At 74.4% G+C, this 25,650-nt stretch carries 27 protein-coding genes; 17 read left to right on the top strand and 10 right to left on the bottom strand.

Annotation, left to right across the window (positions count from 1 at the left end; translation table 11 throughout):
- Nucleotides 1–38 precede the first annotated feature (38 nt).
- Both BLS70_RS12870 and BLS70_RS12875 read left to right on the top strand, forming a co-directional pair.
- Complete coding sequence (locus BLS70_RS12870; RefSeq protein ID WP_091768297.1) at nucleotides 39–899, top strand: manganese catalase; 861 nt, start codon at nucleotides 39–41, stop codon at nucleotides 897–899.
- A 106-nt stretch (nucleotides 900–1,005) separates the two neighbouring features.
- Nucleotides 1,006–1,275 carry a hypothetical protein gene (locus BLS70_RS12875; RefSeq protein WP_091768300.1) on the top strand — a complete coding sequence of 90 codons (270 nt, stop codon included), beginning with the start codon at nucleotides 1,006–1,008 and terminating at the stop codon, nucleotides 1,273–1,275.
- Nucleotides 1,276–1,383: 108 nt separating this feature from the next.
- Here the strand turns inward: BLS70_RS12875 and BLS70_RS12880 are convergent, their stop codons facing one another.
- The 6 genes from BLS70_RS12880 to BLS70_RS12905 all read right to left on the bottom strand — a co-directional run bounded on the left by BLS70_RS12880 (nucleotide 1,384) and on the right by BLS70_RS12905 (nucleotide 7,471).
- Nucleotides 1,384–3,024, bottom strand: a complete 1,641-nt coding sequence (locus tag BLS70_RS12880) for a monocarboxylic acid transporter (RefSeq protein WP_091768303.1) — start codon at nucleotides 3,022–3,024, stop codon at nucleotides 1,384–1,386.
- Entirely contained in the window at nucleotides 3,017–3,415 is a 399-nt protein-coding gene (locus BLS70_RS12885; protein ID WP_091768306.1) for a DUF485 domain-containing protein, read from the bottom strand. Before BLS70_RS12885 ends, BLS70_RS12880 begins: the two co-directional genes overlap by 8 nt.
- Before the next feature lie 189 nt (nucleotides 3,416–3,604).
- Complete coding sequence (locus tag BLS70_RS12890) at nucleotides 3,605–5,134, bottom strand: sodium/solute symporter (RefSeq protein WP_091768308.1); 1,530 nt, start codon at nucleotides 5,132–5,134, stop codon at nucleotides 3,605–3,607.
- 79 nt (nucleotides 5,135–5,213) lie between these two features.
- Entirely contained in the window at nucleotides 5,214–5,588 is a 375-nt protein-coding gene (locus BLS70_RS12895; protein WP_091768311.1) for a hypothetical protein, read from the bottom strand.
- Nucleotides 5,589–5,591: 3 nt separating this feature from the next.
- Nucleotides 5,592–6,332 (bottom strand): LytR/AlgR family response regulator transcription factor, encoded by a 741-nt coding sequence (locus BLS70_RS12900; protein WP_091768314.1) that lies wholly within the window; start codon nucleotides 6,330–6,332, stop codon nucleotides 5,592–5,594.
- Nucleotides 6,329–7,471 (bottom strand): sensor histidine kinase, encoded by a 1,143-nt coding sequence (locus BLS70_RS12905; RefSeq protein WP_218122397.1) that lies wholly within the window; start codon nucleotides 7,469–7,471, stop codon nucleotides 6,329–6,331. Before BLS70_RS12905 ends, BLS70_RS12900 begins: the two co-directional genes overlap by 4 nt.
- Nucleotides 7,472–7,685: 214 nt before the next feature.
- On the opposite strand from BLS70_RS12905, the gene BLS70_RS12910 reads away from it, so the two are divergent.
- Nucleotides 7,686–8,954 carry a Rieske 2Fe-2S domain-containing protein gene (locus BLS70_RS12910; protein ID WP_255362443.1) on the top strand — a complete coding sequence of 423 codons (1,269 nt, stop codon included), beginning with the start codon at nucleotides 7,686–7,688 and terminating at the stop codon, nucleotides 8,952–8,954.
- A 3-nt stretch (nucleotides 8,955–8,957) separates the two neighbouring features.
- Here the strand turns inward: BLS70_RS12910 and BLS70_RS21355 are convergent, their stop codons facing one another.
- A complete protein-coding gene (locus BLS70_RS21355) occupies nucleotides 8,958–9,092 on the bottom strand; it encodes a hypothetical protein (RefSeq protein ID WP_255362444.1) in 135 nt (44 codons plus the stop codon).
- Nucleotides 9,093–9,194: 102 nt separating this feature from the next.
- Here BLS70_RS21355 and BLS70_RS12915 point away from each other — a divergent pair, with 102 nt between their 5' ends.
- The 5 genes from BLS70_RS12915 to BLS70_RS12935 all read left to right on the top strand — a co-directional run bounded on the left by BLS70_RS12915 (nucleotide 9,195) and on the right by BLS70_RS12935 (nucleotide 15,874).
- Nucleotides 9,195–10,376, top strand: a complete 1,182-nt coding sequence (locus tag BLS70_RS12915; RefSeq protein ID WP_091768323.1) for a sensor histidine kinase — start codon at nucleotides 9,195–9,197, stop codon at nucleotides 10,374–10,376.
- Nucleotides 10,373–11,083: a response regulator gene (locus BLS70_RS12920; RefSeq protein ID WP_091768326.1), complete on the top strand. Its 711-nt coding sequence runs from the start codon at nucleotides 10,373–10,375 to the stop codon at nucleotides 11,081–11,083. The genes BLS70_RS12915 and BLS70_RS12920 overlap by 4 nt, the downstream gene beginning before the upstream one ends.
- A gap of 231 nt (nucleotides 11,084–11,314) precedes the next feature.
- Nucleotides 11,315–12,076, top strand: a complete 762-nt coding sequence (locus BLS70_RS12925) for an ABC transporter ATP-binding protein (protein WP_091768329.1) — start codon at nucleotides 11,315–11,317, stop codon at nucleotides 12,074–12,076.
- Between the two features lie 2 nt (nucleotides 12,077–12,078).
- The gene (locus tag BLS70_RS12930) at nucleotides 12,079–14,544 is read left to right on the top strand and encodes an ABC transporter permease (RefSeq protein WP_091768332.1); all 2,466 of its coding nucleotides are present in this window, start codon (nucleotides 12,079–12,081) and stop codon (nucleotides 14,542–14,544) included.
- Nucleotides 14,545–14,659: 115 nt separating this feature from the next.
- Nucleotides 14,660–15,874: an MBL fold metallo-hydrolase gene (locus BLS70_RS12935; protein WP_091768335.1), complete on the top strand. Its 1,215-nt coding sequence runs from the start codon at nucleotides 14,660–14,662 to the stop codon at nucleotides 15,872–15,874.
- 4 nt (nucleotides 15,875–15,878) lie between these two features.
- Here the strand turns inward: BLS70_RS12935 and BLS70_RS12940 are convergent, their stop codons facing one another.
- Nucleotides 15,879–16,733 (bottom strand): Fpg/Nei family DNA glycosylase, encoded by an 855-nt coding sequence (locus BLS70_RS12940; RefSeq protein WP_091768339.1) that lies wholly within the window; start codon nucleotides 16,731–16,733, stop codon nucleotides 15,879–15,881.
- A gap of 148 nt (nucleotides 16,734–16,881) precedes the next feature.
- Between BLS70_RS12940 and BLS70_RS12945 the strand changes: the two genes are divergently transcribed.
- On the top strand, nucleotides 16,882–18,252 hold the full coding sequence (locus BLS70_RS12945) for a cryptochrome/photolyase family protein (RefSeq protein ID WP_091768342.1): 1,371 nt from the start codon (nucleotides 16,882–16,884) through the stop codon (nucleotides 18,250–18,252).
- Here BLS70_RS12945 and BLS70_RS12950 read toward each other — a convergent pair whose 3' ends face one another.
- Entirely contained in the window at nucleotides 18,253–18,723 is a 471-nt protein-coding gene (locus tag BLS70_RS12950) for a DUF309 domain-containing protein (protein ID WP_091768344.1), read from the bottom strand.
- A 117-nt stretch (nucleotides 18,724–18,840) separates the two neighbouring features.
- On the opposite strand from BLS70_RS12950, the gene BLS70_RS12955 reads away from it, so the two are divergent.
- The 5 genes from BLS70_RS12955 to egtE are packed head-to-tail and all read left to right on the top strand — an operon-like array spanning nucleotide 18,841 to nucleotide 22,890.
- Complete coding sequence (locus BLS70_RS12955) at nucleotides 18,841–19,659, top strand: DUF4397 domain-containing protein (protein WP_091768347.1); 819 nt, start codon at nucleotides 18,841–18,843, stop codon at nucleotides 19,657–19,659.
- A gap of 13 nt (nucleotides 19,660–19,672) precedes the next feature.
- Nucleotides 19,673–20,326 carry a class F sortase gene (locus tag BLS70_RS12960; RefSeq protein ID WP_091768350.1) on the top strand — a complete coding sequence of 218 codons (654 nt, stop codon included), beginning with the start codon at nucleotides 19,673–19,675 and terminating at the stop codon, nucleotides 20,324–20,326.
- A 47-nt stretch (nucleotides 20,327–20,373) separates the two neighbouring features.
- Nucleotides 20,374–20,970 (top strand): RNA polymerase sigma factor, encoded by a 597-nt coding sequence (locus BLS70_RS12965; RefSeq protein ID WP_255362445.1) that lies wholly within the window; start codon nucleotides 20,374–20,376, stop codon nucleotides 20,968–20,970.
- A complete protein-coding gene (locus BLS70_RS12970; RefSeq protein WP_091768355.1) occupies nucleotides 20,951–21,745 on the top strand; it encodes an anti-sigma factor in 795 nt (264 codons plus the stop codon). Before BLS70_RS12965 ends, BLS70_RS12970 begins: the two co-directional genes overlap by 20 nt.
- 11 nt (nucleotides 21,746–21,756) lie before the next feature.
- The gene (gene egtE / locus BLS70_RS12975) at nucleotides 21,757–22,890 is read left to right on the top strand and encodes an ergothioneine biosynthesis PLP-dependent enzyme EgtE (RefSeq protein ID WP_091768530.1); all 1,134 of its coding nucleotides are present in this window, start codon (nucleotides 21,757–21,759) and stop codon (nucleotides 22,888–22,890) included.
- Between the two features lie 12 nt (nucleotides 22,891–22,902).
- Here egtE and BLS70_RS12980 read toward each other — a convergent pair whose 3' ends face one another.
- Nucleotides 22,903–23,253 (bottom strand): DUF4333 domain-containing protein, encoded by a 351-nt coding sequence (locus BLS70_RS12980; protein ID WP_091768358.1) that lies wholly within the window; start codon nucleotides 23,251–23,253, stop codon nucleotides 22,903–22,905.
- 148 nt (nucleotides 23,254–23,401) lie between these two features.
- Between BLS70_RS12980 and BLS70_RS12985 the strand changes: the two genes are divergently transcribed.
- From BLS70_RS12985 to BLS70_RS12995, 3 genes are read left to right on the top strand one after another with little or no spacing between them, the layout of a single operon-like run.
- Nucleotides 23,402–23,764: a GntR family transcriptional regulator gene (locus tag BLS70_RS12985; RefSeq protein ID WP_091768361.1), complete on the top strand. Its 363-nt coding sequence runs from the start codon at nucleotides 23,402–23,404 to the stop codon at nucleotides 23,762–23,764.
- Entirely contained in the window at nucleotides 23,761–24,684 is a 924-nt protein-coding gene (locus BLS70_RS12990; protein WP_091768364.1) for an ABC transporter ATP-binding protein, read from the top strand. Before BLS70_RS12985 ends, BLS70_RS12990 begins: the two co-directional genes overlap by 4 nt.
- Entirely contained in the window at nucleotides 24,681–25,376 is a 696-nt protein-coding gene (locus BLS70_RS12995) for a hypothetical protein (RefSeq protein WP_091768368.1), read from the top strand. Before BLS70_RS12990 ends, BLS70_RS12995 begins: the two co-directional genes overlap by 4 nt.
- Nucleotides 25,377–25,650 lie beyond the last annotated feature (274 nt).

The raw sequence follows: 25,650 nt of genomic DNA on the forward strand, positions 1-25,650 counted from the left end.
CATCGGCGGTGGCGCGACGACGCACCGAGGGAGAGCCCGTGTTCACGCACACCCACGCCCTGCAGTACGAGGCCAAGCCCGACGGTCCCGACCCGGACTTCGCCCGCAAGATGCAGGAGGTCCTCGGCGGTCAGTGGGGCGAGATGACCGTCGCCACGCAGTACCTGCTGCAGGGCTGGAACTGCCGTCTGCCCGGCAAGTACAAGGACCTGCTCCTGGCCATCGGCACCGAGGAGCTGGCCCACGTCGAGATGATCGTGACGATGATCGACCGGCTGCTCGACCACATCCCGCTCAAGCCGGACGCCGCCGACCGCACCAAGGAGGCGGCCGCGGGCTACGGGCAGCACAACCCGCAGCACCCGATCGTCAACGGCGCCGGCGCCTCGTACATGGACTCGATGGGCAACCCCTGGACCGGCGCGTACGTCACCGCCAGCGGCAACCTCTACGCCGACTTCATGTACAACGCCACGGCCGAGATGCAGGGCCGGCTGCAGGTCGCCCGGCTCTACAACATGACCGACGACCCCGGCGTCAAGGACATGCTCCGGTTCCTCATCACCCGCGACCACTACCACCAGCAGCAGTGGCTGCACGCGCTCGAGGAGCTCAAGGAGGACGGCCTCGAGGGCGTCCCCGTCCCGGAGGCCTTCCCGCTGTCCGACGAGGTCGCCGACCTGGGCTACACGTTCATCGACGCCTCCGACGGCCCGCTGGCCGCCTCGGGCCGCTGGGCGAACGGCCCCTCCTACGACGGTCGGGGCACGTACTCCGCCCGCCCGATCGAGGCCACCGCCGACGCGCCGATCCTGCCCCCGGGTGACCCGCGCCTGTACCCGACGCCGCAGCAGGACGCCCAGACGATGCTGCAGAAGGCCAAGGACATGCTCAAGTAGGCCTCCGGGTCTGCTCCACCGCTCCACCGCGCCGTCGCCGCGCCGGCGACCGGACTCCCGAGTTCCGGTCGCCGGCCGGCGGGACGCCCTCCCCGGAGGTCCTGCCGTGCACTTCCACCTTCCGCACCTGCCCGTCCCGGCGGTGCTGCTCTCCGTCGTCTACACCGCCGCGATCGCGGTCGCGCTCGCCCACCCCGGCGAGCACACCCTCGCCGGCCTCGTCGTCCTCGCGGGGCTCGTCGCCCGCTGGGCACTGCGCAGCCGGCACCGCGCTCCCGCTCCGGTGGCCCTCGCCGTCGCGAGCACCGCGGGCACCGTGGACGCCGTCCTCGCGCCCGAGCCCGCCGCCGCCCCGGCCCCCGCTGCCGCCGCCTGATCAAGAACGCGCGAGGCGCGCGCCCCCGACAGGGGACGCGCGCCATGCCCGGCCCCGACCCGGGTCCCGCCCTGAGCCTGCGAAGGGTGGGGAGGTCGGGGTCCGCTTTCAGTGCTGGACGGCCTTCTCCGCCCCGATGCCGGTGAACGCCCGCACCTCGAGCTCGGCGTTCTTGAGCTCGTCCGGCTTGTCCTTCGACAGCCGCGAGCCGAGCCAGCCGAGGAAGAACGACAGCGGGATAGACACCAGCCCGGGGTTGTTCAGCGGGAACCAGGAGAAGTCGACGTCCTGGATCAGCGACGTGCTCTTCCCGGTCAGCTCGTTCACCGGGGCGCCGGAGACCACCGGCGAGAAGATGATCAGCCCGATGCAGGCGATGAGCCCGCCGTAGATCGACCACAGCGCGCCCTGGGTGGTGAAGTTCTTCCAGAAGAGCGTGTAGAGGATCGTCGGCAGGTTCGCCGAGGCCGCCACGGCGAAGGCCAGCGCCACCAGGAAGGCGATGTTGATGCCGGCCTGCAGCGCCAGGATGCCCAGCCCGATCGAGATCGCCCCGATGACGACGGCGGTGATGCGGGCGACCCGCACCTCACCGTTCGGCGGGACATTGCCGCGCTTGATCACCGACGCGTAGACGTCGTGCGCGAACGAGGCCGACGCGGTGATCGTCAGGCCCGCCACCACCGCGAGGATCGTGGCGAAGGCGACCCCGGCGATGATGCCCAGCAGCACCGTGCCGCCGAGCTCGAAGGCCAGCAGCGGCGCTGCCGCGTTGACCGCGCCAGGGGCGGCGAGGATCTCCGCCGGGCCGACCAGCGCGCCGGCGCCGTAGCCGATGACCAGGCTGAACAGGTAGAAGATGCCGATCAGCCAGATGGCCCAGACGACCGAGCGGCGGGCGTCCTTGGCCGTGGGCACCGTGTAGAAGCGCATGAGCACGTGCGGCAGGCCCGCCGTCCCCAGCACCAGCGCGAGGCCCAGCGAGACGAAGTCCAGCTTCGACGTCTCGGTCAGGCCGTACTGCGCCCCGGGGGCCAGCACGTCCCGGCCCTCGACGGCGAGGTCCTGCGCGCCGCCGAGCAGCGAGGACAGGTTGAAGCCGTACTCGGCCAGCACCCACACGGTCATCACGAACGCGCCGGCGATGAGCAGCGTCGCCTTGATCATCTGCACGTAGGTCGTGCCGCGCATGCCGCCGACCAGCACGTAGAAGATCATCAGCGCGCCGACCAGCGTGACCACCAGGGCCTCCGCGGCGTCACCGCTGACCCCCAGCAGCAGCGCCACCAGGCCACCGGCGCCGGCCATCTGCGCCAGCAGGTAGAACAGCGACACGGCCAGGGTCGAGATGGCCGCCGCCATGCGCACCGGCCGCTCCCGCATCCGGAAGGCCAGGACGTCGGCCATGGTGAACCGGGCGGTGTTGCGCATCAGCTCGGCCACGAGCAGCAGCGCCACCAGCCAGGCGACCAGGAAGCCGATCGAGTACAGGAAGCCGTCGTAGCCGTAGACGGCGATGGCCCCGGCGATGCCCAGGAACGACGCCGCGGACAGGTAGTCGCCCGCGATGGCCAGGCCGTTCTGCGTCCCGCTGATGTTGCGGCCGGCCGCGTAGTAGTCGGCGGCGCTCTTGTTGTTGCGGCTGGCGCGGAAGGTGATGAACAGCGTCACCAGGACGAAGGCGCCGAAGATCGAGATGTTGACGGCCGGCTCGCCGATCGTGTCGTCGGCGGCGAGGAGCTCACGCACGGGTGGCCCCCTCGGTCGAGGTCGGGCCGGTCGCGGAGGTCTGGCCGGACGCGAAGTCGTGGCGCTCCAGCCGGTCCCGCATCTCGTCGGCGATGGGGTCGGTGTTCCGGTTGGCGTGGGCCACGTACAGGTGCGTGATCGCGAACGTGGTCACGAACTGGGCCAGGCCGAGCAGGATGCCGAGGTTGACGTTGCCGAAGACCTCGGTGGCCATGAAGTCCGGCGCGTAGGTGGAGAGCAGGACGTAGAGCAGGTACCAGGCGAAGAAGGCGAAGGTCATCGGGAAGGCGAACCGGCGGAACCTGCGCTTCAGCTCGGCGAACTCGGGTGAGTTCTGCGCCTGCAGGTACTCCTCCGGCGTCAGCAGACGCCGTTCCGTGGGCTCGGTCAAGGTGCGACCTCCTGGTCAGAGTGGTCGGGCGTCACACCCGGCAGATGTGAGCCCCGTCACGGTAGGAGGGCGCCCGGCTGCGTGCGATCCGCGGGACGGCGGCTGCGCCGAGCGGTCACCGGCATTCGGTGTACGGCAGGTCCGGCGGGACGAGCGGTCAGGCCGCCCGCCGCCCATCGGGCCGTCCGATCACCGGGGCGGGGCGCCCCTGTCGAGCTGCACCGACTCGGGCGTGTGCAGCCGGACCATCGTCCGGGCGGCGTGCCGCGGCACCCGCCGCGGAGTGGCCAGCGACGCCCCCACCATGGTGAGGAACGCCAGCGGGACGGTCCATGCCGCGGGCTGGGCGAGCAGCGCACCCGCCCAGCCCTCCGGCCCCACGCCGAGCAGGGTGGCCAGCACCGACCCACCGGCGCACCCCCCGCCGATCAGCATCCCCGCGATCGCCCCGACGTCGGTGAGCCGGCGCCACCAGATCCCCAGCACCAGCAACGGGCACAGCGTGGAGGCGGCGAAGGCGAAGGCCAGGCCGACGGCCTGGGCGACCCCCACCCCCTCGGTGAGCACGGCCAGGCCCAGGGGCACGAGGACGGCGACGACGGCACCGGCCTGGAAGGCCCGCACCCCGCCGAACCGGTGCCCCATCACGTCCTGGCTGATCACCCCCGCCACGGCGACCGTGAGCCCCGACGACGTGGAGAGGAAGGCGGCGAACGCCCCCGCCGTGGTCAGCGCCGACAGCAGGTCCCCCGCCGTGCCGCCCACCATGCGCGCCGGGAGCTCCAGCACCACCGACTCCGCGCGGCCGTCGGCGACGAGGTCCGGCGCGTAGAGCCGGCCCAGCCCCCCGTACACGGGGGGCAGGAGGTAGAACAGCCCGAGGAGGGCCAGCACGAACAGCGTCGTCCGGCGGGCCGCCGCCCCGTCGGGGTTGGTGTAGAAGCGGACCACCACGTGCGGCAGGCCCATCGTGCCCAGGAACGTGGCGATGATGATCGAGTACGTCGTGTAGACCTCGTGCTCGGCCCCGGCGAGCGGCGACACCCACGAGTCGCCGCTGCCGACGACGTCTCCCACCTCGACCGACGCCGGGGAGACCGCGCCGTCACCGAGCCAGATGGCGGCCATGAACAGCAGCGGGAACAGCAGGGCGGTGAGCTTGAGCCAGTACTGGAAGGCCTGCACGAAGGTGATGCTGCGCATGCCCCCGAACAGCACGTTGACGAGGACGACGGTCGCGACGAGCACGCCTCCCAGCCAGGGCCCGGTGCCGGTCGTGGAGGCGAGGGCGAGGCCGGCGCCCTGGAACTGCGGCATCAGGTAGAGCCAGCCGATGGCCACCACCAGCAGGGCCGACAGCCGGCGCACCCCGCGCGACTCCAGCCGGCTCTCGGCGAAGTCGGGCAGCGTGTAGGCACCCGAGCGGCGCAGCGGCGCCGCGACCAGGACGAGCAGGACGAGGTACCCCGCCGTCCAGCCGACCGGGTACCAGAGCATCTCCGTGCCGAAGGCGAGCACGAGACCCGCGACGCCGAGGAAGGACGCCGCCGAGAGGTACTCCCCGCCGATCGCCGAGGCGTTGAGCCCCGGCCGCACCGTGCGGGAGGCGACGAAGAAGTCGCTGGTCGTGCGGGAGAAGCGCCAGCCGTAGGCACCGACCGCCAGGGTGACCACGAAGACCGCCGTCACGCCGAGGACGCTGTAGCCGGCGGCGGTCATCCGCGGTGGTGGGCGCCGCGCGGCACGCGCCGGCGCGCGGGCCGGGTGCTGTGCCGGATGCGCGACCCCGCGAGCTCGGTCACGTGCGGTCCAGCACGTCGGTGAAGGCCCGTTCGTTGCGCTCGGCGGCGCGGACGTAGAGCCAGCCCACCAGCAGCAGGAACGGGTAGACGGCGAACGCCAGCAGGAACCACGGGAGCGGGACGGCCAGCACCTCCACCGCGGAGAGATCCGGGAACAGCCAGAACACCAGCGGGATCCCGCCGACGAACACCGCCAGGGTCGCCAGCGCCAGCAGCGCGAGCCGCAGTTGCGAGCGCAGCAGCGAGGACATGTACACCTCGCCCAGCCGGGTCTGGGCGTCGATCTCCCGGGCGGCGGGCACCCGCTGGGCGCGGGCGGCGCTCGTGCGGGGGCTGGTGACGCGGACCCGGCGGGGCGAGCTCTCCGACACCGGTCACCCCCTGCCCGGGGTGCCCGGCCGCGCGCGGCGGACCAGCAGGTCGCGCAGCTCCCGGGTGTGCCGCCGGCTCACGCCCAGGTGCGTCCCGCCGACGACGACCGTGCACCGGCCGGCGTCCATGCGGACCTCCTGCACGTGCTGGAGGGCCACCAGCAGCGACCGGTGGATCCGCACGAACCCGGCGTCCTTCCACGCCTCCTCGAGCGTGGTCAGCGGCACCCGCACCAGATGGCTGCCGGTCGGGGTGTGCAGCCGGGCGTAGTCGCCGTGCGCCTCGACGTACCCGACGCTGGACCGGGGCACGAACCGGGTCACCCCACCGAGCTCGACGGCGATGTCGTCGGCCGCCGACGGCGGCCCACCCGCCCGCGCGCCGACCACCCGGCGGACGGCTTCGGCCAGCCGCTGCTCGCGCACCGGCTTCAGGACGTAGTCCACGGCACCCAGCTCGAACGCGTCCACGGCGTGGTCGTCGTAGGCGGTCACGAAGACCACGGGCGGCGGTGCCTTGAACCGGGAGAGCACGCGGGCCAGGTCGACCCCGCTGAGCCCGGGCATCCGGATGTCCAGGAAGACGGCGTCGACGCCGCGTTCCTGGAGGAGGCGCAGCGCCTCGGTCGCCGAGTCGCAGGTCAGGACCGCCTCGATGCGCTCGTCGCGCTCGAGGAGCCACCGCAGCTCCTCCAGCGCCGGTCGCTCGTCGTCGACCACGAGGACGGTCAGCCGGTCACTCACGGGCGCACTCCCGGGGCGAACTTGGGAACCCGCACGATAACCTTCGTCCCCGCGCCCGGGCCCGTCTCCACGACGAGGCCGTAGTCGTCGCCGAACGCGGTCCGGAGCCGCGCGTCCACGTTGCCCAGGCCCACGGAGTCGACGGACTCGTCGCCCGCCAGCGCCCGCCGCACCTTCTCCGGGTCCTCCCCGACGCCGTCGTCCTCGACCGAGATCAGGCACTCTCCCCCGTGGTCGGCCGCGATGATCGTCACCGTCCCGACGCCCTGCTTGTGCTCCAGCCCGTGCCGGACGGCGTTCTCGACCAGCGGCTGGAGGCAGAGGAACGGCACGGCGACCGGCAGGACCTCCTGCGCCACCCGCAGCGTGACCTGCAGCCGGTCGCCGAACCGGGCCTTCTCCAGGACCAGATAGCGCTCGATGGATCGCAGCTCCTCGGCCAAGGTCGTGTACTCGCCGTGCCGGCTGAAGGAGTACCGGGTGAAGTCGGCGAACTCCAGCAGCAGCTCCCGGGCCTGCTCCGGGTCGGTCCGCACGAACGACGCGATCGCCGTCAGCGAGTTGTAGATGAAGTGCGGGCTGATCTGCGCCCTCAGCGCACGGACCTCCGCCTCCATGAGGCGGGTGCGCGACGCGTCCAGCTCGGCCAGCTCGAGGTTGCCCGACACCCAGCGCCCGACCTCGGCCACGGCCCGGACGAGCCCGGCCGACGCCGACGCGGTGAACGCCTGCAGGGTGCCGACCACCCGGTCCTCGACCACGAGCGGGCTCACCACGACCTGCCGCAGCCCGCAGCCGGCGTCCGAGCAGGCGAAGTCCGCGCGGTCGCGGACCACCGTGTTGCCCGACTCCAGGACGATGGCCGCGAGGGCCGCCGCGTCCCGCTCGTGGTGCCCGAACCGGCCGTCCCAGGCGAGCATCGCCACGGTGTCGGTGAGCGCGACCGCCGGGACCCCGAGCAGGTCCCGCAGGTGCCGGATCGCATGCTCGGCGGAATCGGTGGTGAGGCCCCCGCGCAGCGCCGGCGCGGTGAGCGAGGCGGAGTGCAGGGTGCGGAAGGTCGCCTGCTCGGCCTCCGTCCCCAGGTGGCCACGTCGCAGCCAGCGCAGCGCGCCCGGCATCGGCAGTCGGGGCGGCACCTCCCCTCCTCCCGCGGTCGGACCCGGCCGTCCTCCCGGGTGGGGACGGTGGACAGCGCACCGTAGATGGCGAGAGGTGGCTCACACCACCCGCCACGGCCGGACCGGCCCGAGACGTACGCGGGTCGCTCCGCGGACGTAACCGCCGTGCAATCCCGGGCTGGTGCACTGCGGCATGGGTACGAACGGTCGGGGATCGTCGGGTTGGTTCGCGGTGGCCCGCGCCGCGGAGGTCGGGACGACGCCGGTCCCGGTGGCCGCCGGCGGCCGCCCCTACGTCGTGGTGCGGCTGCGGCCGGGCGGGGAGGTCAGCGCCTTCCCCGCCCGCTGCCCCCACCGACTGGCTCCGCTGACGACGGCGAGCGTCGTCGACGGCCGGCTGCAGTGCCCGGCCCACGGATGGCGCTTCGACCGCGACGGGCGGTGCGCCGAGATCCCCTCGCTGGGCCAGGACGGCACGCCGCCGCCGCGCGCCGATCTGCGGGGGCCCTGGGCGGTGGAGGAGCGGTACGGCTGGGTGTGGATCGCTCCCGAGCGCACCCCGTCGTCCCCCACCCGGCCGGCGGCCCTCCCTGCCCTCGAGCCCGCCGGCGAGGCACACCGGCCGCAGGGTGCGGTGTTCGCCAACCTCGACCCGTCGCTGGAGCACGCCTGGCACCCGGTGGCCCTGTCCCGCGAGCTGCGTACCGGCGGCTGGCTGCAGGTCCGGCTGCTCGGCCGCACCTGGACGCTGTTCCGGGAGGACGGCGTGGCCCGTGCCGATCCCCCGGCGTTCGGCGTGCGCGAGCGGCTCGGGGCCCTGTGGCTGGCGCCGGCCGACCCGGCCGACGTCCCCCTCGAGGTGCCCGAGGCGGACGACCGGTCCACCGTCGGCGGCTGGGTCCCGCCGCTGCGCTCCCCCGGCCCCGCCGGCCCGCTGGCCGACACGTTCCTCGACGCGACGCACGGCCCCTTCGTGCACCCGACGACCCTCGCGGCCGTGCCGGAGATCGGGCCCTGCGAGCTGATCCGCGAACCCGGCGGCTTCCGCAGCGTCCAGGAGCAGGAGGTGGACAACCCGCTCGACCCGGAGGTCGCCGCAGGCAGGCGGCCCCTGCGGCAGCGGCGGCGCACCACCTACGTCTACCGGGCGCCCTTCCAGCTCCGGCTGCGGCAGGAGTTCCTCGACACCGGCGCGACGACGACGCTGCTGTACCTGCTGCAGCCCGAGGACGCGGACTCCACCCGCATCTACGTCCGCCTGATGCTCGCCGCCGGGCCGGGACGACGGCTGCCGGCGCCGGCCACCGTGGCCGAGCAGGTGGCGCTGCAGCAACAGGTGCTCGAGGAGGACATCCGGTCCCAGGCGGCCCTCCAGCTGCCCGGGCTGCCCCTCGACCTGCGCGCGGAGGTGCACGTGCCCGCCGATGCCCGCGGCGTCGCGCTGCGCCAGGCGCTGTGCGACTTCATGGAGCTCGGCGCGCGGAGGCCGCACGCCGCCTGACCGTCACTCTCCGGGCAGCGGCGCTCCGCAGGCGGGGCAGGTCGTGGGCGGGTCCTCGTCGGCGAGCCGTCCGCACGCCGGGCAGACCCGGCGCAGCCAGCAGGCCGGGTCGCCGCCCTCCTCCTCGGCGTCGGTCATGCGACCAGTCTGGTCCGCACGTCGCGATCAGACCTGGGGTGGACGCGCGGTTCCGTCCTGGGGACGACGAGATCGGGCGCCCCGCTCCCTAGGCTCGGCAGCGTGGACGGTGCCCTGGACAACCCGGCGGACCGGCTGCGCCGTCACCCGTTCGCCTTCGACGCGGCGCTGGCCGCCGCGGTCTGGTTCTGCACCGTCCTGCTGCCCTCCACGGCCTACTGGGAGAATCCGGCCGGCGCCTTCCTGATCGGCACGCTGCTGACCGTCCCGCTGGCCTGGCGACGGCGGGCACCGGTCCCGGCGGCCGCCGCGGTGGTGGCCGTCGGCCTGCTCGAGCTGCTCGTCGTGCCGGAGTTCCTGGCCGCCAACGTCGCGGCGCTGATCATGGTCTACGCGCTGGCCGCCTACTCGACGCGCTGGGCGGCCCAGGCGGGTCTCGCCGTCGGGCTCGTCGGCGCGGGCCTGGCCGCGCTGCGGTACTGGGGCTACGGGATCGCCGACTCCATCGTCCCCGTGGCCGGCGCCATCGGCGTCTCCGTCGTCGCCGCGTGGGCGCTGGGAAACCTGCGCCGGGCCCGGCTGCAACAGCTGGCGGCGCTCGAGGAGCGGGCGCAGCTGCTGGAGCTGGAGCGCGACCAGGAGATGCGGCTGGCCGCCACCACCGAGCGGGCGCGCATCGCCCGCGAGCTGCACGACGTCGTCGCGCACTCCCTGTCGGTGGTCATCGCGCAGGCCGACGGCGGCCGGTACGCGGGCAAGGCCGATCCCGCGGCGGCGACCGAAGCGCTGGAGGCCATTGCCGCCACCGGCCGGCAGGCGCTCACCGACATGCGGTCCCTGCTGGGCGTGCTGCGCGAGGGCGGTGGCGAGGAGTACGCACCGCAGCCGGACGTCGCCGCCATCCCCGCCCTGGTGGAGGACGTGCGGGCCAGCGGGCTCGACGTCGACCTCATCGTCGAGGGCGAGCCCCAGCCGCTGGCCGCCGGGCCGCAGCTGGCCGCCTACCGGATCGTGCAGGAGTCGCTGACCAACGTGCTCAAGCACGCCGGTCCGGCCTCCCGCGCCTGGGTGCGGCTGCAGTGGCGGCCCGACGCGCTGGAGCTGTCGGTGCTGGACGACGGCCGGGGCGCCTCGTCCGCCATGGTGTCCTCCGACGGAGGCGGCCAGGGGTTGCGCGGCATGCGCGAGCGCGCGGAGCTGCACCGCGGACGGCTGGAGGCCGGGCCTCGGCACGGTGGCGGCTTCGGCGTGCACGCCGCCCTGCCCTACGGTTCTCGTCGATGACCGGACCGATGAGCGAGCCGATCCGGGTGGTCCTCGTCGACGACCAGCAGATGGTCCGCGCCGGTTTCCGGATGGTCATCGACTCCCAGCCCGACCTCACGGTGGTGGGCGAGGCGGGCGACGGCGCCGCGGCCGTGCAGTTGCTGCGGGGCACCCCGGCCGACGTCGTCCTCATGGACATCCGCATGCCGGGCACCGACGGCCTCGAGGCGACGCGGCAGGTGACCGCGCTGCCGGAGGCACCCCGCGTCGTCGTGCTGACGACGTTCGACCTCGACGAGTACGTCGTCGCCGCCATCGGCGCCGGGGCCAGCGGCTTCCTGCTCAAGGACGCCCCGCCCGAGGAGATGCTCGCCGCGGTGCGCACCGTGCACGCCGGCGACTCGGTGATCGCGGCCAGCTCCACCCGCCGGCTGCTGCAGCACGTCGCGCCGATGCTGCGGGGCGCGTCGTCGTCGGCCCCCGGCGGTGGCGACGACGCCGCTTTGGCCGAGCTGACGCCCCGGGAGCGCGAGGTGCTCGTGCAGATGGCGCTGGGCGCCTCGAACACCGAGATCGCGCGCAGTTTCGTCGTCAGCGAGGCGACCGTGAAGACCCACGTCGGGCGGGTGCTGGCCAAGACCGGCTCCCGCGACCGCGTGCAGGCCGTCGTCCTCGCCTACCGGATCGGCCTCGTGCAGCCGGCCGACCTCCTCCGCGACGCCTAGCCTGCTTTTCCGCGGAAAAGCAGGCCGCTTTTCCGCGGAGAAGCAGAACGCTTCTCCGCGGAAAAGCAGGCGGCTCCGCCCAGGGGATGACGGCGGGGTCCGCCCGGGGGAGCACGGACGGCGACCGGAAGATGGCCCTCCGCTCCGACGCGGGAGGACGGCCCCGGGCGGGAGCGTGATCACCGTTGCCGCATCCCCCCGCACCGGAGGTCCGAAGTGTCCGTTCCCCTCATGACCGTCCCCGGCGAGCCGCCCGCCGCCGCCCGGACCAGCGCCGCCGTCCGCGCCGCCGGGCTGCGCAAGACCTACGGCACCGGCGAGACGGCGGTGCACGCCCTCGCCGGCGTCGACGTCGCCTTCGCCGCCGGTGAGTTCACCGCGATCATGGGCCCCTCCGGCTCGGGCAAGTCGACCCTGATGCACTGCCTGGCCGGCCTGGACACCGCGACCGCCGGCGAGGTCTGGCTGGGCGACACCCCGCTCACCAGCCTGCGCGACGACCAGCTGACCACGCTGCGTCGCAAGCGGATCGGGTTCGTGTTCCAGTCGTTCAACCTGCTCCCGGTGCTCGACGCCCGCGAGAACATCGTCCTGCCCATGCAGCTGGGCGGCCTGCGGCCCGACCCCGCCTGGTTCGACGCCGTCGTCGCCCGGCTGGGCCTGCGCGAGCGCCTCGGCCACCGCCCGCACGAGCTCTCCGGCGGTCAGCAGCAGCGCGTGGCCATCGCCCGCGCCCTGCTCCCCCGCCCCGACGTCGTCTTCGCCGACGAGCCCACCGGCAACCTGGACTCCCGCTCGGGTGCGGAGGTGCTCGGCCTTCTGCGCTCCAGCGTGAAGGAGACGGGCCAGACCGTCGTCATGGTCACCCACGACCCGTCCGCGGCCGCCTACGCCGACCGCGTGGTCCTGCTGGCCGACGGCCGGCTGGCCGGCGACCTCGCCGACCCCACCGCCGAGTCGGTCCTGGACGCGCTGCGCGGGCTGGGGGCCTGACGATGCGCACCGTCGTCCTGGCCCAGCTCCGCACCCACGCGGCACGGCTGATCGCCTCCACGCTGGCCGTCGTCATCGCCGTCGGCTTCGTCGTGGCCACCCTCGTGCTCAACGAGACCTCCCGCAGCACCGTGCTGGACACCGTCGGCGCCCGGTACGTCGACGCCGCAGCCGTCGTCACCTCCGAGGGCGGGTCGCTCGCCGGCGACGTCGCGACGCTGGAGGAGCTCAGCTCCGTCGGCGCCGTCGCCGCCGCCTACGAGACCAGCGTCTCGGCCGCCGTGCCCGGGCGGCCCGGCTCGCAGTACCTCTCCGTGCAGTCGATCGCCGACGCCCCGCAGCTGCGCTGGGAGCAGCTCTCCTCCGGCCGGCTCCCCACGGGGACCGGCGAGGTCGCCGTGACCGACCGCGCCCGGGCCGAGGTCGGCGACGTCCTCACCGTCTCGGCGTACGACGCCGGGGGCCAGGCGACGACGTCGGAGGCGACCGTCACCGGCATCGTCGACCTGCGCGGCGACCCGGAGGCCGGCCTCTACGCCCGCGGCTTCGTCACCGAGGCGCAGGCCAGGGACTGGGGCGCCACCGGCCCCCTCGAGCTGCGAATCGCCGCCGGCCCCGGCTTCGGCACCGACGAGGTGGTCGCCGACGTCACTGCCGCGGTCCCCGGCGACGTCGCGGTGCGCACCGGTGAGGAGCAGGCGGAGAAGGCCGCCGCCGCCCTGATGGGCAACGCGACCGCACTCGCCTCGGTGCTCCTGGTGTTCGGCACGATCGCCGTCGTCGTCGCCGGGCTGGTCATCGCCAACACCTTCGCCGTCCTGCTGGCCCAGCGGACCCGCGAGCTGGCCCTCCTGCGCTGCGTGGGCGCCACCGCCCGGCAGGTGCGGCGCAGCGTGCTCGGTGAGGCGCTGGCCACCGGGCTGGTCTCCTCGGCCGTGGGTGTGGCTGCCGGCATCGGGCTGGCCGCGCTGATCTCGGCCGTCGCGGGCAGTAACTCGGCGATCCCCCTCTCCGGCGTCGCCGTGCCGCTGTACGCCGTGCTCGCCGGGATGCTGGTCGGCACCGTCGTCACCGTGCTCGCGGCCCTGGCCCCGGCCCGGGCCGCCACGAAGGTCGCCCCGCTCGCGGCGCTGCGGCCGGTGGACCCCGCGCCGCTGCGGTCCCGCCCGGGGGTGCTCCGGCTGGTGCTGGGGCTGCTGTTGGCCGTCCCGGGCACCGCCCTGATGGTCGGTGGCGCGGTGATCCAGGAGGTCCTCGTCGCCCTCCCCGGCGGGGTTCTCAGCTTCCTCGGCATCGTGCTGCTGTCGCAGCGGGCGGTCCCGCCCGTGGTCGCGGCCGCTGGCCGGCTGGCCGGCCGGCTCGGCGGGGTCCCCGCCCGGCTCGCGGCGGGCAACGCCACCCGCAACCCCCGGCGGACGGCGGCCACGGCCACCGCGCTGCTGATCGGCGTGACGCTCACCAGCGCCTTCGTCGTGGGTGCCGCCTCCACGCGGGCGACGGCGACGGCCGGCCTCGACGCCGAGTTCCCGACCGACGTCGTCGTCCAGAGCTGGTCCGACGACCTGCCCACCTCGCTGCCGGGGACGCTCGCGGACCTGGACCAGGTCGCACGGACCGCACCCGTGACCGGGGCGGACGTCACCGACCCACTCGGCGATCCCTTCTACGCGCACGGCGTGGACGCCGCCGCGGCGAGCACGGTGCTGCGCTCGACGGACGAGATGCTGCTGCCCCGGCCGGGAGAGGTCGTGCTGCCGGAATGGGCCGGGGAGGCCTACTCGGTCAAGGACGGCGACACCCTGACCCTCACCGGCGAGGGGCGCTCGCTGCCCCTCCGCGTCCTGATCACCGGGGAGGACCAGGCACCCCTTCTGGACGCCGGCGACCTGCGTTCCCTCGCCGGGGACACCGGGCTGGCCGAGGTCTGGGTGATGCTCTCCGAGACCGACCCCGACGCCCAGGTGGCGGGGGTCGACGAGGTGACCGACCTGGTGGGCGAGGTCGCCCCGGACGCGCAGGTGACCGGGCTGGTCACCATGCGCATCGAGCTCGACGAGATCCTCGACGTGCTGCTGCTCGTCGTGACCGGGCTGCTCGCGGTCGCCGTGGTCATCGCGCTGATCGGGGTGGGCAACACCCTGGCGCTGTCCGTGGTCGAGCGGCGCCAGGAGAACGGCCTGCTGCGGGCGCTCGGTCTCACCCGTGGCCAGCTGCGCGGGCTGCTCGCCTGGGAGGCGGTGCTCGTGGCCGGGGTGGCATCGGCGCTCGGGGTCGTCGTCGGCGGGTCCTACGGGCTGATCGGGGCGGCCTCGGTGCTCGGCGAGGTGGGCGACATCGTGCTCGACGTCCCGTGGCTCCAGGTGGGCGCGATCGTCGTCGTCGCCACCCTGGCGGGGCTGCTCGCCTCGGTGCTCCCGGCCCGCCGCGCCGCGCGGACCTCCCCGGTGGCCGCCATCGCCGCCGCCTGATCCCTGCTTCTCCGCGGTGAAGCCGGCGGCTTCACCGCGGACAAGCAGGGTGATCGTGGTGTGACGTTCCACGGGAAACCTCGGACGGCACGGCTCCGGCTGGGATGCTGGAGCCGTGCCGTCCCGCCTCCTCCGCCGCGCCGCCCTCACCGCCGCCGTGCTCGCCGGACCGGTGGGCTGGATGACCGCCGCCGCGTGGGGCCTGCCCACCGCGCTCGGAGCGCACCGCCGCCGGCTGCGGCCGGTCGTCGCCGGGTCGCCGCACTTCTCCGACGGCACCTTCCACAACACGCTGCCCACCCCGGCGCTCGCCCCGGCCAACACCCGTGACGGCCTGCTGCGCCAGTGGCACGAGGAGCGGCACGTCGGCCTGCCGGGCGGGCCCATCCCGCTGGCCCGGCCCGAGCTGCCCGCCGAGGCCGCCGAGCTGGCGGTCACCTGGTTCGGCCACGCGAGCGCGCTGCTGGAGATCGACGGCCGCCGGGTGCTGGTCGACCCCGTGTGGGGCCACCGCGTCTCGCCGTCCCCGGTGTTCGGCCCGACCCGGCTGCACGAGCCCCCGATGCCCGTCGACGAGCTCCCGCGCATCGACGCCGTCCTCATCTCGCACGACCACTACGACCACCTGGACCTGCCGACGGTCCGCGCCCTCCTCGCCACCCAGACCGCCCCCTTCGTCGTCCCGCTGGGCATCGGCGAGCACCTGCGCAAGTGGCACGTGCCGGAGGACCGCATCGTGGAGCTGGACTGGGACGGCACCCACGACGTCGCGGGCCTGACCCTCACCTGCACCGAGGCGCGGCACTTCTCCGGCCGGTACTTCCACCGCAACACCACGCTGTGGGCCTCGTGGGCGATCACCGGCCCGCGGCACCGCGTCTACTTCGGAGGCGACACCGGGTACACGCCGGCCTTCGCCGCCATCGGGGCGCAGCTGGGCCCCTTCGACCTGACGCTGCTGCCCATCGGTGCCTACAACGACGCGTGGCACGCCATCCACATGGACCCCGAGGAGGCCGTGCGGGCGCACGGGGACCTCGGCGGGACAGTGCTCCTGCCCATCCACTGGGCGACGTTCAACCTGGCCTTCCACCGCTGGGCCGAGCCCGTCCAGCGCCTGCTGGCCGCCGCGCGTCCGCGGGGCGTCAGGGTCGTCGTGCCGCAGCCGGGCGAGCGGATCGACGTGCTGGCTCCCCCACCGCTGCGTGACTGGTGGACGGCGGTGGGCTCGGCAGCCGACGACGCGGAACCGACCGGCACGGCCGGCGCCAGCAGCTCCGTGCTCGCCCGTGCGCTCACCCGGCTCACCGCCCTGCTGCCCGGGGCATGAACAGCTAGCGCAGCAGCTTCGACATCCGCCGGTCGGCCAGCGGCTTGCCGCCGGTCTGGCAGGTGGGGCAGTACTGCAGCGAGGTGTCGGCGAAGCTGACCTCCCGCACGGTGTCGCCGCAGACGGGGCACGGCAGACCGGTCCGGGCGTGCACCTGCAGCCCGGAGCGCTTCTCGCCCTTCATCGTCGCGGCGCGCTGCCCCACCTGGCGCTCGAGCGCCTCGGTGAGGGTGGCGCGCACGGCGTCGTAGAGACGGACCAGTTCGTCGTCGCTGAGCTTGTCGGCCATCTTGAACGGGGAGAGCCGGGCGGCGTGCAGGATCTCGTCGGAGTAGGCGTTGCCGATGCCGGAGATCAGCGTCTGGTCGGTGAGCGCGCCCTTGAGCTGCCCGGACCGGCCGCCGAGCAGGGCGGCGAAGGTCTCGCGGTCCACCTGCAGCGCGTCGGGGCCCAGCCGGGCGACGCCCGGCACCTCGGACGGCGAGCGGACGACGTAGATCGCCAGGCCCTTGCGGGTGCCCTGCTCGGTGAGGTCGAAGCCGTTCCCGTCATCCAGGTGCACGCGCAGCGCGAGCGGGCCCTTGCCCGGCTTGGGTGGGGCGGTCGGCAGGTTCTCCCGCCAGTGCAGCCAGCCGGCGCGGGCCAGGTGCACGACGAGGTGCACACCGGAGACGTCGAGGTCGAGGAACTTGCCGTGCCGGCGGGCGCGGGTGATCTCCAGTCCGCCGAGCGCCGACAGCGGCGGGTCGAAGGTCTTGATCGCCTGGACGGCGGCCAGATCGGCGCGGGTCAGCACGCGGCCGACCGCGCTGGCGCGCAGGAAGGCGGCCAGGGCCTCCACCTCGGGCAACTCGGGCACCCGACCATGATCGCGCGGATCGCCCGCCCCCGCCGTCCCCCGAGCGCCGTTCGTGCACATACCGCCCCATCGGAGGACGCCGAACCGCCGTTCGTGCACATACCGTCCCACCGGGCGGGGGACGGCCATCGTTCCTACGCTCGGCCGGGTGTCGACGACGCTGCTCTGGTTCCGGCGCGACCTGCGCCTCGGCGACCACCCCGCGCTGCTCGCCGCCCACGACGCCGCCGGCCCGGACGGCGACGTCCTCCCCGTCTTCGTCTTCGACGACCGTCTCTACGGCCCCTCCGGCGAGCCGCGCCGCCGCTTCCTGCTCGACTGCCTGTCCGCACTGGACGAGGACCTCGACGGCGCGCTCGTGCTGCGCTCGGGGAATCCCGCGGACGTGCTGCCGGCGCTGGTGCGCGAGGTCGGTGCGACGTCGGTGCACATCAGCGCCGACGCGGGGCCCTACGGCCGGCGCCGGGACGCCGCGGTCGAACAGGCGCTGGGCGACGTCCCCTTGGCGCGCACCGGCTCGCCGTACCTGGTGACGCCGGGCCGGGTCACCAAGCGCGACGGCTCCCCTTTCCAGGTCTTCTCCCCGTTCGCCCGGGCCTGGCGCGAGCACGGCTGGCGCGCCCCGGCGCACTTCCCGGACGGCGCCCGCTGGCGCACCGGCGTCCGCTCGGACGACCCACCACCGGCCCCCGAGCTGCGCGGCGTCGTCCTGCCGCCCGCCGGCGAGCGGGCCGGCCTGGCCGCCTGGGCCCGGTTCCGCGACGAGCGCCTGCTCGGGTACGCCGAAGGGCGCAACCTCCCCGGCACCGACGGCACCAGCCGGCTCTCGGCCTACCTGAAGTACGGCTGCGTGCACCCGCGCACGCTGCTGGCCGACCTCGCCGCACAGGACGACGGCGGGGAGGCGGTGCGCCGCTACACCGACGAGCTGGCGTGGCGGGACTTCTACGCCGACGTGCTGTGGCACCGCCCGGAGTCGGCGCGGGAGTACCTCAAGCCGGAGCTGCAGGGCATGGGCTACGACAGCGGCCCCGACGCCGAGGCGCTGGTGCGCGCCTGGGAGACCGGCCGCACCGGGTTCCCCCTCGTCGACGCCGGGATGCGCCAGCTGCTCGGCGAGGCCTACGTGCACAACCGGGTGCGCATGATCGTCGCCTCGTTCCTGGTGAAGGACCTGCACCAGGAGTGGACCCGTGGCGCCCGGTACTTCATGCAGCACCTGGTCGACGGCGACCTGGCCAGCAACCAGCACGGCTGGCAGTGGGTCGCCGGGACCGGCACCGACGCCTCGCCCTACTACCGGGTGTTCAACCCGATCACCCAGGGCAAGAAGTTCGACCCGGACGGCACGTACGTGAAGCGGTGGGTGCCGGAACTGCGCGACCTCGACGCGGAGCACGTGCACGAGCCCTGGACCGCCCCGGGCGGCATCCCGGCCGGCTACCCGGAGCCCGTTGTCGACCACGCGCACGAGCGCCAGGTGTCGCTGGACCGCTACGCCCGCGTCCGGGCCGGCTGATCAGTCCCGGCGCAGGGCCGGGGCCGTCAGGTCGAGCGCGCGACCGGCTGCCGCGTCGGCCGCCAGCGCCCGCCCCCAGGCCGCCAGGCCACGGACGTCGACGCCGTGCGGCGGTGCGTCCGCGTAGGGGATGACGTTGCCCACTCCCCGCTCCAGCAACGTCGTCGCCCCCCGGGCGTTTCCGCGGGCCGCGTGGGTGAGCCCCACCGCCAGCTGTGCCAGCCCGCGCCACAGCTGCCGTTCCTCGGGCACCGACGACTTCCACGCATCCTCGAGCACCTCGTGCGCGTGGAAGGGGCGGCCGGCGTCGAGCAGCGCTTGCGCCTCGGCCAGCGCGACCAGCGGCTCGCGCACGATCCCCTCCGGCGCCCGGGGCTCCCCGACCGCGTCGTGCGGCAGGGGCCGGCCCAGCGCGTCCCGGGGCCGCGAGTTGCGGGCCCGTCCCTCGTCGTCCCGATCGCGGCTGACCACGCGCCCATCCTGCCCCCGATCAGGTAACGGAAGAAGTTCGGATTTCAACTGCATCCGTGTCCAAGGGGGGCCGGGAAGAGGGGGCACAGGCACCTCCCCCCTCCGGAAGGACGACCCATGAGCACCCTGCGCACCTTCGGCAGCGCCGCCGGCGCGGCTGCCGTCGTCGGCGGTCTGGTCCTCGTCGCCACCCCGGCGACCGCGGCGGACACGGCGACCGTCTCGATCCTGCACGGCGTCCCGAACACCCCCGTCGACGTCTACGCCAACGGCGAGCGCCTCATCGACGACTTCCAGCCGGGCACCCTGACCGACCCGCTGACGCTGCCCGCGGGCGCCTACGACCTGGCGATCTTCCCGGCCGACGCCCCCGACGGCTCCGGCGAGCCGCTGCTGAAGGCCGACGACGTCGCCGTCCCGGCAGGCGCAAACGCCACGGTGGTCGCCCACCTCGGGAAGGACGGCTCCCCGACCCTGACGCCGTTCGTCAACGACACCTCCGCCGTCCCCGCCGGCCAGGCGCGGGTGACCGTCCGGCACGCCGCCGCGGCCCCCGCCGTCGACGTGCGCGCAGGCGGCACGCCGGTCGTGCAGGCCCTGACCAACCCGAACGAGGCCACGCTCACCGTGCCCGCGAGCACGGTCAGCGCGGACGTCGTCCTTGCCGGTACCGACACCGTCGCCATCGGCCCGGCCGACCTGACCCTGGCCGAGGGCACCTCGACCGTCGTCTACGCGTGGGGGAGCGGCGAGGCCGGCTACGACCTGGCCGTCCAGACGATCAGCGGCACGCACTCCTCGCCCAGCGGCGTCCCCGGCGGCTCGGCCGGACTCGCGGACGACAGCAGATCGCTGCCGATGGTCGCCGCGCTCTCGGTCGCCGGCCTGGCCGTCGCCGGCGCCGGTGCCGTCCGTCTCGCCCGCACCCGCGGCTGACCGGAGCAGTTCCGTGCGACCCGCCGCCGCCTCCGCCGTCCTGGGCCTCGCCCTGGCCGTCGGCGCCCCGACCGCCTGGGTGCTGAACCGGCCGGAGGCGGCGGCGGGCATCCCCGTGGAGCAGGCCCTCCCCGCGCCGGCCCCCCCGGCCGGCGCGGGGGCCCTGCCCGCCATCCCTCCCGTCACCACCCGGGACGCCGCGCCCGCGGCCGCACCGACGGCCTCGGCACCGACCCGCATCAGCGCTCCGTCGCTGGGCGTCGATGCTCCGGTCGACGCCGTCGGCATCGCCGCCGACGGCCAGATGGAACTGCCCGAGGACGTCTCGAGCGTCGGTTGGTACCGGTTCGGCCCGGTGCCGGGCACCGCCGGCTCGGCGGTCCTCGCCGGGCACGTCGACGACCGGGTACAGGGCCCCGGCGCCCTGTACCCGTTGAAGGACGCAGCCGTCGGCGACGAGGTGGTCGTCACCGACGCCGCGGGGGCGTTGACCCGCTGGCGGGTGGTCTCCCGCGAGGTCATCACCAAGCAGGCTCTCCCGGTGGAGCGGATCTTCGCGCGCGACGGGGCGCCGCGGCTGACCCTGATCACCTGCGGCGGCCCCTTCCTCCCCGAGTACCGCAGCTACCGCGACAACGTCGTCGTGGTGGCGGAGCCGACGCCGTGAGCGGGGCACTGGCCCTCCAGCGGCCCGTCGTCGGTAGCGTTCGGTCCGTGGATCACGTACCGGGGACGCGCAGCGGCGTCGACCCGGACGACGCCGAGATCGGCCACCGCTTCGCCGCGGGCGAGGAACAGGCGCTCGCCTGGGCCTACGAGCGGTGGGCGGGGCAGGTGCACGGCATGGCGGTGCGCGCCTTCGGGCCGGGGCCGGACGCCGAGGACGTCACCCAGCAGGTCTTCATCGCCGCCTGGACCGGGCGCGCGCGCTTCCGCCCCGACGACTCACCCCTGCCGGCCTGGCTGGTCGGCATCTGCCGGCACAAGATCGCCGACGCCTGGGGGCGCCGCGACAAACAGCGCCGGGAGGCCGAGGCCGCGATGACCGAGGCACAGGCGCGGCCGGGTGGCCCGGTCACCGCCGGCGTCGACACCGCCGCGACCGACCGCGTGCTCCTGCTGGACGAGCTGGACCACCTGGGCCAGCCGCAGCGGGGCATCATCGAGCTCGCGTTCTTCGAGGACCTCACCCACGCGCAGATCGCCGAACGCACCGGCCTGCCGCTGGGCACGATCAAGAGTCACATCCGGCGCACACTCGAGCGCCTGCGGAGCCGCTTGGAGGTGGACGGTGCAGCACTGCACGCCTGAGCAGCTCGCCCTCGCGGCCCTGCGGGAACCCCTGCCCGCGGCCGACGCGGCCCATCTCGAGCGGTGCGACGCCTGCCGCAGCGAGGTCGCCACCCTCCGTCGCGCGCCCGACCTGCTCTCCGTTCCGCAGCTCGCCGCTCCCGGCGCCTCCGTCCCGCCCCCGCCCCGGGTGTGGGACGCCATCGCCGCGGCCACCGGGGTGAGCGCCGTCCCCCAGACATCCGGCACCCCGGCGACGCCGCCCGTCGTCGTGGCACCGCCGCTCCCCGCGGAGCCGGCGGACGACGCCGACCGCCCGGGCGGCACCGTCGTCCCGTTCCGCTCGCGTCGGCGGCCGCTGCTGCTGGCCGCGGCCGCGGTGGTGGCCGGGGCGGTCGTGGGCGCCGGGGCCGTCGCGGTGGTCCAGCGGGCGGACGGCGACGGCGAGGCGGTCACGACCGTGGCGCTCGCCCCGCTGCCCGATGCCGAGGCCTCCGGCGTCGCCGACGTCGTGGTGAAGGACGACGGGTCACGGGTGCTCGAGCTGGAGCTGGAGGCGCCCGCCCTGGAGGGCAGCTACTACGAGGTCTGGCTGATCGACCGATCCGTCGACGGCATGTTCTCCCTCGGCGTGGTCAGGCCCGGCACGCAGACCGTGGAGCTTCCTGCCGGGCTGGACCTGGCCGAGTTCCCGCTGGTCGACGTCTCGGTGGAGCCGCTGGACGGCGAACCCACGCACTCGGGTGTCTCGGTCGCCCGGGGGGGATCTCGACGCCTGAGCGGAGCGCTCGCCTAGCGTTGACCTCCGTGACGCCGTCCCGCTCCGTCCTCCTCCCGCACGACGACCTCGGCGCATCGTGGCGCCAGGCCCGCCCGCGTCCCGCCGGCCGGCACCTGGACAGCGCGGCGAGCAGCCGGCAGAGCTCCCGCGCGCTGGAGGCCGCGGCGCACCACGCCCGGCACGAGGCGGAGCTGGGCGGCTACGTCGCCGCGGCGGCCGCGGAGAACCTCCTCCAGCAGGGCAGGTCCGTGATCGGCGGGCTGGTCGGCATGGCCGCGGCGGACGTCGCGTTCGTCGAGTCGGCGCGGGCCGGGCTCACCGCCCTGCTGATCGGCTGGCGGCTGCCCGCCGGATCGCGGGTCGCCTGCCTGCCGGGGGAGTACGCACCGAACATCGCCCTCCTGGGCGCGTTCGGGCTACGCCCGGAGCCACTGCCGGTCGACGGCATCGGCCGGGCCGACCTCGAGGGCGTGGAGCGGCTGCTGCGCACCGACCCACCGCGGTTCGTGCACCTGGACCACGTCCCCAGTCACCGGGGGATCCTGCAGCCGGCCGCGGAGATCGCCGCGCTGTGCCGCGCCGCCGGGGTGCCGCTGGTGGTCGACGCCGCCCAGTCGCTGGGCCACGTGGACACCGACGTCGGTGCCGACGTCGTCTACGGCACCTCGCGGAAGTGGCTGGCCGGTCCCCGCGGCGTGGGCGTGCTGGTGGCCCGCCCGGCGATCGCGGCCCAGATGACCCCGGCGGCGCCGCAGCCCGCGGACTCACCGCCCATGCAGGCGTTCGAGAGCGGCGAGGGTCATGTCGCCGGCCGGATCGGGCTGATCGTGGCGGTCGGCGAGCACCTGGCCGCCGGTCCGGACCGCGTGCGCGCCCGCCTCTCCGGCGTCGGCCGGGCCACCCGTGCGGCGCTCGACGGCGTCTCCGGCTGGACCGTCGTGGAGCCCGCGGACGAGCCGACCGCCACCACGACGCTGCGCCCGCCGGACGGCGTCGACGTCGTCGACACCCGGGCACGACTGCTCACCGAGCACGGCATCGTCCTCACCGCGATCGGGCCCGAGCGGGCACCGGGGGAGATGACCGGCCCGGTGCTGCGGGTGTCCCCACACCTCGACGTCACCGCGGACGACCTCGAGGCCCTGGCCGCGGCGCTGTAGCCCCGAGGGGCGTCACTCCGGGGGTTCATCCTCCATCGGCTCGTCGTCCACCTCGACGCCGATGCGGGTGGTGCCGTCGGTCGACGTGACCGTCACCGTGACGCCGTACTCCACGGGGTCCTCGCCGCCGGTGAGGGTGCACCGCGTGCTCGCCCCCTCCTCCTTGGGCAGCTCGTCGGAACAGGTGACGTCCGGGCGGGTGCCCACCTGCTCCTCGAGGGCGTCCTCGGCCGCCTCGGCGACCTTGGCAGCCGACAGCGTGTCGGCGGAGAGCACCACGGAGCCGCAGGCGGGGAGCGTCAGCGTCGCGCCCGCCAGGAAGGCCGGCAGGAGACGACGGGCCAGCAGGGGACGACGGGCCACGGTGCTCCTCTCGGGGGTGCGGGCCTCCGACCCTAGTGCGGACGGCGCGCCTCCTCCGCGCGACGGGGACTTGCCCTCGGCGCAGCTCGGCTTCTATGGTTCATTACATGAGTAACGAACCCAGGGACCTACGCCCTGGAGTCGGCCCGTGAACGAGGACGCCGGGCCCATCTTCCGCCAGGTCGCGGCCGAGATCGAGAACGCGATCGTCGACGGCTCCCTCGCCGAGGAGAGCCAGGCGCCCTCGTCGAACGAGCTGGCCGCCTTTCACCGCATCAACCCCGCGACCGCGGCCAAGGGCCTCAACCAGCTGGTCGCCGACGGGGTGCTGACCAAGAGACGAGGAGTCGGGATGTTCGTCGCCACAGGCGCCCGCGAGCAGCTGCTGAAGCGCCGGCGCACCGAGTTCGCCGACCAGTACGTCCGCCCGCTGATGACCGAGGCGCACAAGCTCGGCATCAGCCCCGCGGAGCTCACCACCATGATCCGACACTGGGAGGACCCGCGATGACCCCCGCACCTCTGCCGGCGGCGGCCACCGTCTCCGGCGTCACGATGCGCTTCCGCAACCACGTCGCCCTGGACGACGTCTCGACCGTGGTCGCGCAGGACGCGATCACCGGCCTGCTCGGCCGCAACGGCGCCGGTAAGACCACGTTGATGCAACTCCTGACGGGACACCGCGTGCCGACGAGCGGCCGGGTCGAGGTCTTCGGTCGACCCCCGTACGAGGACGACGACGTCCTGCGCGACATCTGCTTCGTGAAGGAGGGCCAGCGCTATCCGGAGCAGTTCCGGGTGAAGGACGCCCTGTCCGCCGCCGCCCTGGTGTTTCCGAGCTGGGACGCCGAGCTGGCCGCCTCCCTGATGGAGGACTTCGACCTGCCGCCGAAGCGGCCGGTGAAGAAGCTCTCCCGCGGCATGAACTCGGCCGTCGGCATCATCATCGGGCTCGCGGCGCGGGCTCCCCTGACGCTCTTCGACGAGCCCTACCTGGGCCTGGACGCCGTGGCACGCCAGCTCTTCTACGACCGCCTGCTCGCCGACTACGCCGAGCACCCCCGCACCATCGTGCTCTCCACCCACCTGATCGAGGAGATCGCGGCCCTCCTGGAGCACGTACTGCTCATCGACCGAGGGCGGGTGGTGCTGGACGCCGACGCCGAATCGCTGCGTGGCAGCGCGCTGACGGTCGCCGGTCCCCGCGACCGGGTGGCTGCCTTCGCCGCGGGACACGAGCTCCTGCACACCGAGACCCTGGGCGCTTCCAGCCGTGCCGTGGTCCGGCTCCGGCCCGATGCGGACGACGACGCCGCGGCCGCCGGGCTCTCCGTCGAGCAGACGAACCTGCAGCAGCTCGTGGTGGCGATGAGCCTGCGCTCGACCGAGGCGTCCACCATCCCGTCCCGCCTCGAGGAGCTCTCACGATGACCCGCGTCCTGAAGGCCGCGCACCTGCACCTGATCCGCCCGTCGGTGATGCTCGGCATCCCTGTCCTGGTCGTCGCGATCAGCTTCGCGCTCAACGTGGCGACGTGGCACCTCACGCCGGCTGGTGAGGACGACGGCGGCTTCAGTGGCGGGGTGGCCGCCCTCTACATCACGGTGATGGTGGTCTACGTCCAGGCGGTCACCCAACTGCTGCCCTTCTCGATGGGGGTGAGCATCAGCCGGCGCACCTTCTTCCTGGGCACGGCGCTCATGGCGGTCGTCCAGTCACTGGGCTACGGGGTGGCGCTGTCCGCACTCGTCAGCATCGAGAACGCCACGGGTGGCTGGGGAGAGAACCTGGACTACTGGGCCCCCGGGATCTTCGAAGTCGGCAACCCGATCCTCCAGGTCTTCGCCTCGGCAGCCCCCATGCTGGCCTTCGCCTTCCTCGGCGTCGGCATCGGAGTCGTCTACCAGCGGTGGGGGCAGGTGGGCACCTGGGGCCTCGTCATCGGGGCCGTCGTCCTCTTCGGAGGCCTCGCGCTGCTGCTCACCTGGCGGGACGCCTGGCGCGACGTGGGCGACTGGTTCGCCGATCAGTCCGTGGCCACCCTGACCGTCGGCCTGCCGCTCGCCGTGGCCGCCGTCGCAGCGATCGCCTCCTCCCCCGGGGTGCGACGCGTCGTCCCCTAGCCGCCGTCCAGTCAACAGCCGAGCCCCCGTTCCGTCACGTGACGGAGCGGGGGCTCGGTCGTTCCAGCACCGCCCATGCGGGACTTTCCGTACCGAAGTCCCACTCGCCGCGGCCGGCCCGGCGGCCCTGAACGGACTCGGCCGGTGCAGCGTGAGGGTGCGGTCGCCGTCCTGCTTGCCCGCGGTAAAGCAGAGGAGGGACGGCGACGTCCTGCTTTTCCGCGGTAAAGCAGAAGGGGGGACGTCGGCGGCGGCGGGTGTGGTCTGGGCATGC

This window comes from Blastococcus aurantiacus, from assembly GCF_900102425.1.
Taxonomy (GTDB): Bacteria; Actinomycetota; Actinomycetes; order Mycobacteriales; family Geodermatophilaceae; genus Blastococcus; species Blastococcus aurantiacus.

Bases quoted from the DNA above. Each gene is read 5' to 3' on its own strand.
- BLS70_RS12925 (WP_091768329.1), top strand. From the start codon at position 11,315: ATGACCGTCCCCGGCGAGCCGCCCGCCGCCGCCCGGACCAGCGCCGCC.
- BLS70_RS12930 (WP_091768332.1), top strand. From the start codon at position 12,079: ATGCGCACCGTCGTCCTGGCCCAGCTCCGCACCCACGCGGCACGGCTG.
- BLS70_RS12955 (WP_091768347.1), top strand. From the start codon at position 18,841: ATGAGCACCCTGCGCACCTTCGGCAGCGCCGCCGGCGCGGCTGCCGTC.
- BLS70_RS12920 (WP_091768326.1), top strand. From the start codon at position 10,373: ATGACCGGACCGATGAGCGAGCCGATCCGGGTGGTCCTCGTCGACGAC.
- BLS70_RS21355 (WP_255362444.1), bottom strand. From the start codon at position 9,092: ATGACCGACGCCGAGGAGGAGGGCGGCGACCCGGCCTGCTGGCTGCGC.
- BLS70_RS12995 (WP_091768368.1), top strand. From the start codon at position 24,681: ATGACCCGCGTCCTGAAGGCCGCGCACCTGCACCTGATCCGCCCGTCG.
- BLS70_RS12890 (WP_091768308.1), bottom strand. From the start codon at position 5,134: ATGACCGCCGCCGGCTACAGCGTCCTCGGCGTGACGGCGGTCTTCGTG.
- BLS70_RS12990 (WP_091768364.1), top strand. From the start codon at position 23,761: ATGACCCCCGCACCTCTGCCGGCGGCGGCCACCGTCTCCGGCGTCACG.